The sequence below is a fragment of the Mesorhizobium atlanticum genome, assembly GCF_003289965.1.
Classification (GTDB): Bacteria; Pseudomonadota; Alphaproteobacteria; order Rhizobiales; family Rhizobiaceae; genus Mesorhizobium; species Mesorhizobium atlanticum.
The window spans coordinates 1-13,122 of record NZ_QMBQ01000002.1 but is presented as its reverse complement, the minus strand read 5'-3'; the positions used below and the strand labels follow the sequence as shown (position 1 = coordinate 13,122).

General features: G+C 61.8%; 11 protein-coding genes and 1 tRNA gene. 1 reads left to right on the top strand and 11 read right to left on the bottom strand.

All coding sequences use genetic code 11. The features are described 5' to 3' along the window. Position 1 precedes the first annotated feature (1 nt). The 10 genes from DPM35_RS05090 to DPM35_RS05045 all read right to left on the bottom strand — a co-directional run bounded on the left by DPM35_RS05090 (position 2) and on the right by DPM35_RS05045 (position 11,384). A complete protein-coding gene (locus DPM35_RS05090; protein WP_112126267.1) occupies positions 2-1,615 on the bottom strand; it encodes a GMC family oxidoreductase in 1,614 nt (537 codons plus the stop codon). Between the two features lie 38 nt (positions 1,616-1,653). After that, positions 1,654-2,430 (bottom strand): enoyl-CoA hydratase-related protein, encoded by a 777-nt coding sequence (locus tag DPM35_RS05085; RefSeq protein ID WP_112126266.1) that lies wholly within the window; start codon positions 2,428-2,430, stop codon positions 1,654-1,656. Between the two features lie 3 nt (positions 2,431-2,433). Further along, on the bottom strand, positions 2,434-3,393 hold the full coding sequence (locus DPM35_RS05080) for a dihydrodipicolinate synthase family protein (protein WP_112126265.1): 960 nt from the start codon (positions 3,391-3,393) through the stop codon (positions 2,434-2,436). A 60-nt stretch (positions 3,394-3,453) separates the two neighbouring features. Further along, positions 3,454-4,401 (bottom strand): substrate-binding domain-containing protein, encoded by a 948-nt coding sequence (locus DPM35_RS05075; RefSeq protein ID WP_112126264.1) that lies wholly within the window; start codon positions 4,399-4,401, stop codon positions 3,454-3,456. An 85-nt stretch (positions 4,402-4,486) separates the two neighbouring features. Continuing rightward, positions 4,487-5,473 (bottom strand): ABC transporter permease, encoded by a 987-nt coding sequence (locus DPM35_RS05070; RefSeq protein ID WP_245431446.1) that lies wholly within the window; start codon positions 5,471-5,473, stop codon positions 4,487-4,489. Between the two features lies 1 nt (position 5,474). Next, complete coding sequence (locus DPM35_RS05065) at positions 5,475-6,320, bottom strand: Cof-type HAD-IIB family hydrolase (protein WP_112126262.1); 846 nt, start codon at positions 6,318-6,320, stop codon at positions 5,475-5,477. Continuing rightward, on the bottom strand, positions 6,317-7,792 hold the full coding sequence (locus tag DPM35_RS05060) for an aldehyde dehydrogenase family protein (protein ID WP_245431445.1): 1,476 nt from the start codon (positions 7,790-7,792) through the stop codon (positions 6,317-6,319). Before DPM35_RS05060 ends, DPM35_RS05065 begins: the two co-directional genes overlap by 4 nt. Before the next feature lie 13 nt (positions 7,793-7,805). Continuing rightward, entirely contained in the window at positions 7,806-9,299 is a 1,494-nt protein-coding gene (locus tag DPM35_RS05055; protein WP_112126260.1) for a sugar ABC transporter ATP-binding protein, read from the bottom strand. Between the two features lie 43 nt (positions 9,300-9,342). Beyond that, positions 9,343-10,170 carry a 3-ketoacyl-ACP reductase gene (locus tag DPM35_RS05050; protein WP_095766658.1) on the bottom strand — a complete coding sequence of 276 codons (828 nt, stop codon included), beginning with the start codon at positions 10,168-10,170 and terminating at the stop codon, positions 9,343-9,345. Then, complete coding sequence (locus DPM35_RS05045; protein WP_112126259.1) at positions 10,167-11,384, bottom strand: CaiB/BaiF CoA transferase family protein; 1,218 nt, start codon at positions 11,382-11,384, stop codon at positions 10,167-10,169. The genes DPM35_RS05050 and DPM35_RS05045 overlap by 4 nt, the downstream gene beginning before the upstream one ends. Positions 11,385-11,561: 177 nt before the next feature. On the opposite strand from DPM35_RS05045, the gene DPM35_RS05040 reads away from it, so the two are divergent. Continuing rightward, positions 11,562-12,584 (top strand): LacI family DNA-binding transcriptional regulator, encoded by a 1,023-nt coding sequence (locus tag DPM35_RS05040; protein WP_112126258.1) that lies wholly within the window; start codon positions 11,562-11,564, stop codon positions 12,582-12,584. Positions 12,585-12,878: 294 nt separating this feature from the next. Here the strand turns inward: DPM35_RS05040 and DPM35_RS05035 are convergent. Further along, positions 12,879-12,955 (bottom strand) — tRNA-Met (locus DPM35_RS05035). Positions 12,956-13,122: the final 167 nt, after the last annotated feature.

Below are 13,122 nucleotides of genomic sequence, written 5' to 3'. Positions count from 1 at the left end.
CTCAGGCGACTGCCGCCATTGCGGGATGAGAGCGGGCGAACCGAACGCCTCTTATGAAATCCGCGCCCTTCTCTCCAATCATCATCGTCGGCCCATTCGTGTTGCCGCTGATGAGCACCGGCATGATCGAGGAATCGATCACCCGCAATCTTTCTATCCCGCGCAGCCGCAATTGCGGATCGACGACCGACATTTCGTCGATGCCCATCTTGCAGGTGCCTACGGGATGGTAGTCGCAGCAGGCATACTGCCTGATATAGGACATGATCTCCTCATCGCTTTTCGCGGAAGGCCCTGGCAGCCGCTCGACCTTGATGAATTTGGCGATCTCGCTCTGCGCCAACACTTCGCGAATGATGCGGACCGACTTCAGCGCCATGGCTCGATCGTATGGGTCCGAAAGATAGTTAGGATCGACCAGCGGCTCCTCCTCGGGGTTGGCCGAGCGAAGCTTGACTGAACCTATGCTGCGCGGCCGCAGAAACGTCGAGTTGATCGTGAAGCCGTGCCCATCAAGCCTCGTCTGACCGCCGCGCACCACCATGGCCGGCGCGATATGGATCTGCAGGTCGGGTCGGGTCGCACCCTCTGTCCGAAAGAAACCGCCGCCTTCGACAATGACCGAAGCGGCCGGGCCGTCGCGATAGAGCAGCCAGCGCATGCCGTGCAGAAGTGCCTTGGGATAGCGGTCCTGACCGTCATAGCTGATCGGGTCCTTCAGCGTCAGATGGACGTTGGTGCATAGATGATCCTGCAGGTTGCGGCCAACGCCCGGAAGATCGCACACCGGAGAAATCCCAAGCGCTTTCAGCTCATCGGCCGGCCCGATGCCGGACAGGAGCAGCAGGCGCGGCGAGTTGATTGCGCCTGCGGAGACGATCACTTCCCGACCAGCGCGCAGGACTTGCCGCGACCGCCCCTGCGCCAGTTCGACACCAACCGCGCGTCCGGCCTCGACCACCACGCGAGTGACCCTGGCATGTGTTCTGACCGTTAGGTTGGCGCGCTTGCTGACGGGATGCAGATAGGAGACGGCGGACGAACGCCGGCGTCCATCCCGGCAAGTAACTTGATAGAAGCCGGCGCCATACATCGTATCGCCGTTGAAATCCGGATTGTACGGCAGGCCATACTGCTGCACCGCGCGCACGAAGGCCCGGGTCAGCGGGTGCGGGCCGACCTGATCGGAAACACATAGCGGACCACCCTGACCGTGATAGCGATTGACCAGCCGGTCATTGTCCTCAGACTTCCGGAAATAGGGTAGGACATCCTCGTAGGCCCACCCTTCGTTGCCGAGAACCGCCCAGTTGTCATAGTCCTCCCTCTGGCAGCGGATGTAGATCATGGCGTTGATCGAGCTCGAGCCGCCAAGCGTCTTGCCCTGCGGATACCAGATGGAGCGGTTGTCGAGATTCGTCTGAGGGACGGTATGAAAACGCCAGTTGACGCCGGGACCAAACAACTTGCCGATGCCGCCGGGAATGTGGATCATCGGATTCCAGTCACGACTGCCAGCCTCCAAAAGCAGCACCTTGACCTCAGGATCTTCCGACAAGCGGTTGGCCAGCACGCAACCCGCCGAGCCGGCGCCGACGATGATGTAATCCCACATAGACTTCTCCACCCTAGTTCGCACCAGATCGCAAGGGCCTACCTGCCCTTGAACACAGGCGGCCGTTTCTCGGCGAAGGCTCGCAAGCCCTCGATGCGGTCCTCCTTCGCGAATGCCTCGACCGTCAGCCGGTGCTCGATCTCCAGCCCGGATTTCAGATCGGTCTCGAACGCCGCCAGCACTGCCCTTTTGGCATAGGGGGTGATGGCGACCGACTTGGCAGCGATCGCGGCAGCGATTTCCAGCGCCCTGGGCAACAGCCTTTCAGGCGCGACCACCTCGCTGACCAGCCCTTTGCGTTCCGCCAGCGCCGCGTCGACCATCTCTCCAGTCAGCACCATTTGCATGGCGAAGGACTTGCCAACCAGACGAGGCAGGCGCTGCGTGCCCCCGTCACCAGGGAAGGAGCCGATCTTGATTTCCGGCGTGGCAAATTTCGCCGCATCGGAAGCGATGACGATGTCGCACAGCAGAGCAAGTTCGAGACCGCCGCCCAGAGCGTAGCCGTTGACGGCGGCGATGGTCGGCTTGGAAAAGCCCTCGATCGCACGCCAACAAACCAGTCGCTCCGGATCGCTGTAGGAGGCAACTCCTCGTTCCAGCATGTCTGAAATGTCCGCCCCCGCCGCAAAGGCGCGTCCTGCACCGGTCAAGACCACGCAGCCAACGCTCGCATCGGCATCATAGATCGCGAGCAAATCGCGCAATTCGCCGAGTAATTCCTTTGATAGCGCGTTCAGCTTTTCGGGCCGATTGAGTGTCAGCAGGCGGATGCCGGGAGATGGTTCCTCGGTCCGCACGAGGGCGTCGGTCATCGATCAGGCGACCTTTCTGTATCCCGCGCTGAGACCAGCTTTAGCCAGCAGTCCGCGGATCTTTTCGATTTCGGCAACACCAGGCTTCATCAGTGGTGGCCTGACGTGGGCTTCGTCCAATCGACCGAGGATCACAAGTGCCTCTTTCATGCGATTGTGCATATCGAGAAGTGGCGCGTCATAGAAAGCCCTGACTGTCGGATAAATGCGATCGTTGATCGCCCTGGCAGTCTTCAGGTCGTTCGCCTGCACGGCGCGAAATAGCGCAACCTGCAGATCGGCGATGACACTTCCGGCCCCCGACAGGAGCCCGTCACATCCGAGAGCCAGCGACCCAAGCAGCCAGGCACTGTGGGTGGTCAGCGTATTCACTGGCCGATCGAGCGCCTTCAATTCCCGTATCTGACGTTCGTGCAGGTTGCCGTCACCGCATTGGTCCTTGATGGCGACAATGGATGGGAAGCGACGGCAAAGCTCCAGCAGAGTCGGCAACGGATAGGCAAGATTTGAGGCGAGCGGATACTGGAAAAGAATGATCGGCAGCCCCGATGCATCCGTAATGCGCCGCAGATGCTCGTAGATCATCTCAGGCCTGAGATGCCCGCCAAGCGTCATGAAGTCAGGGGGAAACACCAGCAGAGCATCGGCGCCTTCATGCTCCGCATAGGCAGCGATGCGGGCGGCCTCCAGGCTCGAATTGGTATAGATGCCGACGATGGTCGGGACCCTGTCTTGCAGGACATCCTTGGTCACGACGATCGCACGGAATTGTTCCTCGATCGTGAGCGCGTGCACTTCGGCGGCATGTCCGTTGATGGTGATACCCGAGATACCTTCCACGGACCCGACGTCGCCAAGATGCCGGCGATAGGCGCCCTCGTCGACGGCCAGGTCGGCGCTGAACGGCATCAGGCAGGCTGGGATGACGCCTTTGGCAACAAATTGTCTCTTCTCGCTCATCATCGGATTCCCTTCAGAAATGGCAGGACGCCGCAAGTCGCGGCGTCCCAATGAATCGTGGCCTCAGAAGCCCTTTCCGATCATCTGCGCGATATTGTCCGCGGTGACGGAAACTGTGGGCAGCGTGATGGTCGGCGGGACCTGTTCTCCTTTGGCGACCTTGTAGGCGGTCTCGATGCCTTCCGGGGCCACGAATGGGTAGACGAAGGTCGCCGCCAGCTTGCCCTGCTTGACGGCTTCGAACGCGGTTTCCTGGCCGTCGATGCCGACGACAGACACCTCGTTCAGCCTGCCGGCTGCCTCAAGCACCTGTATGGCGCCGAGCGCCATCTCGTCATTGTGCGCGTAAACGGCCTGGATCTGGCCCGGCCCGAAGCGCTGAACCATGTCCTCCATGAACTTGACCGCCTTGTCACGCGTATAGTCGCAGTTCTGCGAGGCGACGACCTTCATGTCCGGAAACTTCGCGATCGCTTCGGCGAAGCCCTTGTTGCGGTCTATGGTGGCGGAAGCCCCCGCGGTGCCCTGAAGCTCGATGATGTTGCCCTTCCCATTCAACTTCTTGGCGAGGAACTCGCCCGCTCCGACGCCGAGCGGAAGATTTTCACCGCCGACATGGACCGTCACCGGCGTATTCACCTTGCGGTCGAGCGTGACGACCTTGATGCCTGCATCCATGGCCTCCTTGACGACGGGCGTGAGCGCCTGCTCGGTCAGCGGCGAGATCATCAGCACCTTGATGCCCTGAGCGATCAGGTTTTCGACGTCGGCCACCTGCTTGGAGGCATCGTTGTTGCCGTCGGTGATGATGAGATCGACGTCCGGATAATGTTCGGCTGCGTACTTCTTGTTGCCTTCCACCATGGCCACGCGCCACGGGTGGTTCATCGTACCTTGGCTGAAACCGATCTTGATCTTCTCCTCGGCGAAGGCGGCGCCGGACAGCATGCCCCCTGCCAGCAGCGTCGCGGCCAGTGCGGTCGTGCGTAGGAAATGTCTGCGATTTGTCATTGTTAACTCCTCCGTTGGACTTCAAGTTAAGGTGTTCCAAGCGCCCCAACCGGTCTGCCGCGGCGGGACCGGACACGCTTGGATGTCAGGACCGCACGCGGTGGCGGTAGACCTCGAACATCACCGCTGCGATGATGATGGCGCCCTTGACGATTTGTTGCGTGAAGGGCGAAATACCGAGCAGGTTCAGGATGTTAGCCATCACGGCAATGATCGCGGCACCGATAACCGTGCCGATCACGCCGCCCTCCCCGCCGAACAGGCTGGTCCCGCCGATGACGACGATCGAGATTGCCTCCAACTCAAGATTGGTTCCTGCCGTCGGCTCGCCGACGGTCAACCTCGACACGAAAACCAGGGCGGTCAGCGCCGACAGCAGGCCAGAAATCACATAGACCGACATCAAGGTGCGAGACACGCTTATCCCTGCCAGCCGCGCGGCCTCGGTGTTGGAGCCGACAGCATAGACCTGGCGCCCGAACGGCGTATGGCGAAGGACGACGAAGGCTATCGCCGCGATGGCGGCAAAGAGCCAGATCGGAACCGGGATGCCGAGCAGAAATCCGCTGCCCAGATACGCGAAGGCGTCCGCGGATTCGCCAAGCGCCTTCGGTTCGCCATTGGCGATCGTCATGGCTATGCCACGGCCCATAACCAATGTGCCCAAGGTCATGATGAAAGGCGGCATGCCGAAGAAGACAACGCCGGCGCCATTTACTGCGCCGAACAAGGCGCCGATGGCGAGCGCGACGATCATGGCCAGCGGTATTGAGATGCCGTTCGAAATCATCAGCGCCGTCGAGACAGCCACGACACCGACGATCGAGCCGACCGAAAGGTCAATGCCGCGTGTCAGAATGACGAAGGTCATGCCGACGCTGACAATGCCGAACAGGGCGATCTGACGACCGACGTTCAGCACATTGCCCATGTGAACGAAGCTCGGCGACAGGTATATGGCGAACGCACACAGCACGATCAGAACCCAGAGCAGCCCGAGGCTCTGCGCCCATCCGCGCAGGCGTCCGATCGACCCCGGCTGAAGCGCGGCCGATGCTTGTCTTGTCGTCATCTCAACCATCCCTTCCTCCCATTGATTGCGCGGCAGTGGATTTCGGCTGCTGGCTCCGCATCAGCCAGGCTATGGCATCGGCCAGCCCGCCTTCGTCACAGGACGGTCCGACGAAATGCGCAAGCTCGATGACCGGCGGCACGGCATTTGCGACGGTCATGGCGGTTCCCGCCCAAGCCAGCATTTCGAGGTCGTTTTCCGCGTCGCCAGCGGCCGCACACTCAGCGGGTGCAAAGCCGAGCCGCGCAGTGACGAGGCTTATCGCGGTCTTCTTCGATACCCCGGGTGGCCCGATCTCGAGCAAGCGCGGGTGTGACCGCGACACGGAGAGCCGTTCGCCAAGCGTTTCGCGGAGCATTGCGAAGGCTTCCCGGTCGGGGGGGCCCCCGGCAACACACATGATCTTGCCGGGTTCGCCCGGGAGCGCTTCAATCGTTTCGGCTACGAACAGAGGCTCCCTCGTCACCGCGGCTTCGCGTGCGATGAGCGGGTCGTTCATCAGTGCGAAAACAGCATCGCCGGTGAACCACATAGGCCGCACGCCCGCTGCTTGCGCGGTCGCCATGGCGTGCAGCGCGTCGGAGCGTGAGATCCGCTGCTGCGAGAGCGCGGACCCGGTTGCGACATTGCCGATCCAGCCGCCGTTGAACGCGACGACGAGATCGGCGATTCCCAGCCGTTCGGCAAAGGGCCTGACCCCGAGCGGAGAACGTGCGGTCGCCAAAACGACCACGGTTCCCCTGTCCTGAGCCACGCGCACGGCATCGGCGACTCGCTGCGGCAGCACGTAGTCGTGGGTGAGCAGGGTCCGGTCGACGTCGGAAACAATGAGGCGTGGCATGGTCATTGACCGCCTCGGATCGGAAACACCGAGGCACGAGGACCGGTCTGGATGAGAAGCGTCTTAAGCTGCGTGAATTCCTCGAAGCCGGCCTGGCCCATTTCGTAACCGAAACCGGATCCCTTGACACCGGTGAGCGGAAGCTGTGGCGCGCCATCGATGATCGTATTGGCCTGGACCCAGCCGCTCCTCAGGCGTTTGGCGACCGTCAGCACGGTGTCGATGTTCTTCGACCAGATGTAGTTCGACAGGCCATAGACGGTATCGTTGGCCAGCCTTACCGCGTCGTCTGCCGTATTGAACCGGGTGATACTGAGAACGGGGCCGAAAATTTCTTCGCGGAAGATCGCCATGCGCGGCTCGACGCGATCGAAGATGGTTGCCTCGTGGAAGTGTCCGGGCATTCCGGCTGCAATGTTGCCGCCTAGGACAAGCTCCGCGCCGTCCTCGATCCCATCCCTGATGAACCCCGCCACCTTTTCCAGATGGTTGCCGTCGATCAGCGCCCCGATGTCGGTGTCTTCGTCGAACGGGTTGCCCACCTTCATCGTGCGCGCCCGCGCGACGACTTTGGCGATGAACTCGTCAGCGACGGACGATTGAACGAACAGCCGTGAACCTGAGACGCAGCATTCGCCATTGTTGAAGAAGACACCCATCAGCGCGCCGTCAGTGGCGGCATCGAGATCGGCATCGGCAAAGACGATATTGGCCGACTTGCCGCCAAGCTCGACCGAGGACTTGACCAGGTGGCGCGATGTGTTGGCGACGACGCGGCTGCCGGTGCGGGTCGACCCAGTGAAGGAAACGAAGTCGATGCCAGGATGCGCGGTCAGGTGATCACCGACCGCGGCGCCATAACCGCTGACGACATTGAAGGCGCCGGCCGGCAGCCCCGCCTCGCTCGCCAGCGCCGCGATCTCGAACGCCGAGCCGGATGTGAACTCGGACGGCTTCAGCACGACCGTGCAGCCTGCGGCAAGCGCGAACGGCACCTTTTGTGACAGGATGAGAGCCGGAAAGTTCCATGGCGTTATCAGCGCCACGACCCCGGCAGGCTCGCGCGTGACCAGCGCCGTCTTGCCCTCACCAATGTTGGTGTAGGATAGACCCGCCATCTGCATTGCAAAGGAAGCGGCGTAGCGCGTCAGGCCGATCGCGCCGTCGATGTCGCCACGAGCAAACCTTATCGGCTTGCCGACCTCCTCCACCTCTATCCTCACCAGCCGCTCCCGATTGGCGCTGATGAGTTCGGCGAACCGGTTGAGCACTTCGGCTCGCTCGATGCCGCTCAAGCGCGGCCAGGGCCCTTCCTCGAAAGCGATCCGCGCCGACTCGACAGCCAGATCGACATCTGTCGGCGAGCCTTCCGCATAAGTGGCGACCCGCTCGCCACTTGCTGGCGCTCTGCGTTCAATTGATCCTGTGCCCGTGCCGGCGACGAACCGCCCGCCGATGAATTGTTGGTAGCTCCGCATGCCCATCTCGCTCCTACTGCCAGACCGCATGGGCCATGATGGTTTCCTCGGTCGCGCCCTCCCCATCCAGGACCGCGGAGACGGCGCCTTCCCGCATCACGACGATGCGGTTGCAGAGGCCTAGAATTTCCGGGAGTTCGGACGAAACCATCACGATGGCCGCACCGCGCGTGGAGGTCAGCCCAACAAGCAGGTCGTAGATCTCGCGCTTGGCGGCGACGTCAACGCCGCGCGTCGGCTCATCCACCAGAAGGATCTCGGTCCCGGCATGCAACTGCCGGGCTATGCCGCACTTCTGCTGATTGCCACCCGAGAGCGTTCGCACCTTGGCGCTGGCGCTCGGCGTCTTGATGCGCATCTGCCGAATGAAGCGGGAAACCTGCTCCTGCTCGCGTCTGCGGCTGATCAGTCCGCCTTGGACGATGGCTGCAAGTTCGGAAACGGTGACGTTGAAGGCAACCGATTGTTCGAGGAAAAGGCCCTCGGTCTTGCGGTCCTCGGGCAACAGGCCGATCCCATGCGCGAGCGCTGCACGCGGCCCATCGACCGCGATCGCCTTGCCATCGATCCTGATCTCGCCGCTGTCAATCGCGTCGGCGCCGGCGATTGCCCGCAGCACCTCCGTCCGACCGGCCCCGGCGAGACCGCAGATGCCGACGATCTCACCTTGCCTGACATCGAAAGAAATGTCCCTTAAAACGCCTGCTCGCGAGATACTGCGCACTTCAAGGCGCACATCCGGGCCCGGTTTCGGACGGGGTGGGAACACGTCCTTCAACTCGCGTCCGACCATGTGGCGAATGAGGTCGGCGGTTGTCGTCTGCGCCAGCGGCATGGACGCGACAACCTGCCCGTCGCGCAGCACGGTGACTTCGTCGCAGATCTCGTAGAGCTCCTTGAGACGATGCGTAATGTAGATGAAGGACACGCCCTGTTCGGCGCTGAGCCGCCGGATCGTCGTGAACAGGTGTTCCAACTCGGCGTCGCCCAGGACAGCGGACGGCTCGTCGAGGACCACGATGCGCGCTTCGCGTGCAATCGCCTTGGCGATCTCCACCATTTGACGCTGGGCTACGCTTATCGCATCGATCCGGGCGGCCGGATCAACCCGGAAACCCAACCTGTCCAACACCTCGCGAGCCGCAGCTTGGGTTTTGCGCCAGTCGACGGTGCCGAGCACAGTCTTCGGCAATCGGCCAAGAAAGATGTTTTCGGCGACCGTCAGATGGGGCGCCTGAGCCAGTTCCTGGTAGATGACCGCAATACCCAGTTCGAGCATCCGCTCCGGCGTCGGCGTCGGCACGACAGTGCCATCGATGACCACCTCGCCCTCATTGGCAAGGAAGGCGCCGGAGAGGACGCGCATCAACGTCGACTTGCCAGCCCCGTTTTCGCCGATAACGCCATGGACGCTGCCTTTGCTGACGGCAAAGCTGACGTCATTCAGTGCGTACACACCGGGAAAGCGCTTGTGGATGCCGCGCATCTCGAGAACTGCGTCTTTCATCCTGAGCCTCAAGAAATCGTTTTCACGCTATGCTCAAAAAAGCTCACAAGCGGTGGATCTGCATGCCGCCACCGATGTGGTAGATGTCTCCGGTGCTGAACGGCAGGCCGCCTGCGGCCAAGGTCGCGACTGCGCGAGCAATGTCGTCCGGCTGGCCCCATCGCCGGATCGCCGACAACTCACCTGCCTCGACCTGCGACGAATACTTCTCGTAGACGTCTGCGGTCATGTCGGTCTGGATCAAGCCGGGGCGAATCTCATGTACCCGGATGCCGGCGTCCGCTAGGCGGATCGCAAACTGTTGCGACGCCATCGAGAGCCCGGCCTTCGATATGCAATATGGGCCCTTCTCCGGCGAGACGAGGCCGGCATTGGCGGAGGTGATCGTCACGACCGATCGCTCCGACGCGGTTTGCGGCCTTGAAAGCATCGCGCGCGCGACGGCTTGGGTGAGGAAGAATGTGCCACGCAGGTTGACACCGATCAGCCGGTCGAAGCTTTCCTCGGTGACATCGAGAAGGTCGCCGCGCACGCTCACCTGCACGCCGGCATTGTTCACCAGGCACGTGATCTCGCCCAGGTCGCGTTCAAGGCCTTCGACAAAGGTCGCGTTGCCCGACGTCTCGGAGATGTCCCTGCGGTAGAAAGCGCTGTTGCGCCCGAGCCTGCTCACAAGATCGACAGTCTCGCTGGCATTCTCGTCATCGACAATATCGACGATCGCTATATCGAAGCCCACCCGTGCAAGCTCGCAACAGATGGCGCGGCCAATGCCGCGTCGGCCGCCTGTGACAACCGCAAGACCGCGGTCGCCGGGGGACTGCCGTTCAGCCATGTCCCGGACCGCTGGAGCAGTCTGGTTCAGCATCATGATGCCTTCCTTTCCACGGCAGCGCCGACACCGCTCGCAGCGACCACTGCCTTCGAGGCCAACAGGCTCTTGACCTCGCCCTCGGCATAACCGAGCTCGTGCAGGATCTCGCGGGTGTGCTCGCCAATCTCGAGGGCTAGGCAGCGCAGCGCCGGCACCTCGCCGTCATAGCGGTTGGGATGATTGACCAGATAGATGGTGCGGCCCCGCACGGTGACCTGACGGAACACCTGAGCGTGGCTTAGCTGCGGATCAGCCAGCAGATCGTCATAGTAGTTGATCGGCGCCCACCAGATGCCGTGGCGATCGAAGCGGTCAGCAAGTTCCGCTACAGAAAAGATCGCCGTAGCCTCGGCCAGGTGGCGAGCGTATTCATCCCGATTCGCGTATCGGTCGACGTCCGCCACTTCGCGCAGACCATCGCTGCCTAGCGCTTCGGCCAGCACCGAGGAGTCGCAAAGTGAGATTACAACATGGCCGTCGGTGGCGGGATAGACGCCGTAGGGCGCAGCGTGGAACCACGTAGCCAGGTTCTTCTCGCGCTTCAGGACTTCGCGGCTCATTCCACCCGCGAAGTAGTTGACGAGAGGCTCCCCCTGCAGATCGATCGCCGAGTTGATCAGGCTGGCTTCAACGCGCGTGCCTTTGCCATCACGAAGTCGGCGCACCAGCGCGCCCAGGATGCCCATCGCCAGCAGCGCGCCGCCATGCTGATCGACGATCGCCGCCCCAACGGGCGTCGGGCCCCGATCGGGCGTGCCGGTGACACTCATGAGACCTGACCGCGCTTGGGCGAGAAGGTCCTGACCAGGCTTCAGCGCCATCGGTCCGGTGGAGCCGAACCCGCTTGCCGAGGCGAAGATCAGTGTAGGATTGATCGCGCGAAGCGCTTGGTCGTCGAAACCCAGCTTGGCGAACACGCCAGGCCGGAAATTTTCCATGACCACGTCGGCCTCGGCGATCAGGCGGCGCGCGACTTCCTTGCCCTCAGGGCTTTTCAGATCGATGCCGATGGAGCGTTTGTTGCGGTTGGCGCAGAGATAGAAGCCGCTGACGCCGTCGACATACACATCCGCGCCGGACCACCGACGCTCATGAGCCCCATCTATCGGTTCGACCTTGATGACGTCGGCACCCATGTCGGCCAGATACTGGGCGCCTGCGGGACCTTGCAGGAAATGGCAAAAGCTGACGACCTTGATCCCGCTGAGCATGTCTCTTCCCTTGATGTAGCGCTTTCATTTACGCTCTTTGTGAAATCGTTTTCACAACTTTTCAGAGCGCTGTCAATCCTGTTTTCTGGACTTTTCGTCGAAAAAGACATGTGGCGACTTGAAAGAATTTGTGCGATCTAGAAAACGGTTTCTCAAATTTGGCAATGGCCATACTCAATGGATATCGAAGACGGCAGCGCCAAACTGATTGACGTGGCCCGGCTTGCGAACTGCTCGCCGGCTACCGTTTCGCGCGTCCTCAATGGCAACCCGAACGTCAATGAGATCGTCCGAGATCGCGTGGTGCGAGCCGCACGGGAACTTGGCTACGTCCCCAACGGTTCCGCCAGGGCGCTGCGATCCACGCGAACAAGGCTGGTCGGCGCCATCATTCCGACCTTGGACCACGCGATCTACGCCACAATGGTCGACGCGCTTCAGGCCAGGCTGTCCGAAAAGGACGTTTCGCTGATCATCAACACCTCGGGCTACGACATCGATCTCGAATACGAGCAAGCGCGCCTGCTGGTCGAGCGCGGCGTCGAGTCGGTGGTGCTGGTAGGGTCCACGCACCTGCCGGCGACGCTTGCGATGCTTGAGCAAAAACGTATCGACTATGTCTATACCTACACGTCGAAAGCGATGGAGTCGGGCGCCGCGGTGGGGTTCGACAATGAGAAGGCTGGGCGCACGGCGGCGCGCTACCTGCTCGACCTCGGCCACGCCCAATTCGGGATGATTGCAGGCATAACCCAGGACAATGATCGCGCGGCTGGCCGCCGCGACGGTTTCCTGAATGAACTCGAGCGGTCAGGCATCGACCGCGCAACCGTTACGGTTGTCGAAGGGGCCTACAGGCTGGATGACGGACGGCGGTGCATGCAGCGGCTGATGGAAGAAGGCACAAGGCCGACGGCGGTGTTTTGCGGCAGCGATATCCTGGCGGCCGGCGCCATCAAATACTGTCACGCCGCCGGGATCGCTGTCCCCGGGGAGGTCTCGATCGTTGGCTTCGACAATCTCGAAATTGCTGAGCTCACCTCACCTGAATTGACCACGTTGGAAGTGCCGGCACGCGACATGGGCCGAATTGCTGCCGACTACATCCTGGCATCGCCGTCGCAGCGGCTGCATTTAAGGCAACGCGAACTGGCAATCCGGCTGATCGTCAGGGAAAGCACGGCTCCAGTGGGGCGCTAGACACTTCGACGTCCTAGTACCACGGTAGGGCCCCCTGTTGCCGAAAGCTGATCCGAGTGGCTGCGATGGGGGCATAGCTGCTTTTGCGCCATCGGCCTTGGTGCTCTATCTTAAGCTTACGTCTAGAGGCGCGCTACACCGCGCCTAGGGGGCGCTAGGTTGCCCGCGCTCCCGTTTAGCGCCACTCCTCGGCGCAATGATGCGCCGTCCGGTTCGCCGCGACGATTGCGTGCCTTTCTAAACGCAAAAAACCGCCCCGGTTAGAGCGGGACGGTAATTGATTTATGATAGAATTGGTTGCGGGGACAGGATTTGAACCTGTGACCTTCAGGTTATGAGCCTGACGAGCTACCGGGCTGCTCCACCCCGCGTCACCTACGAGCAAGCGTTTGCTTGCGTTCTTGGACGTAAGCCTAGGCCTACGGATAGGCTGGCCTACAGATAGGTAGATGGCTCGCCAAATGAAAGGGCCGCTTGCGCGGCCTTGGATCCCGTTCGGCGGGCCTGGAACGTAGAGAGAAGATTTGAGTTGAACATG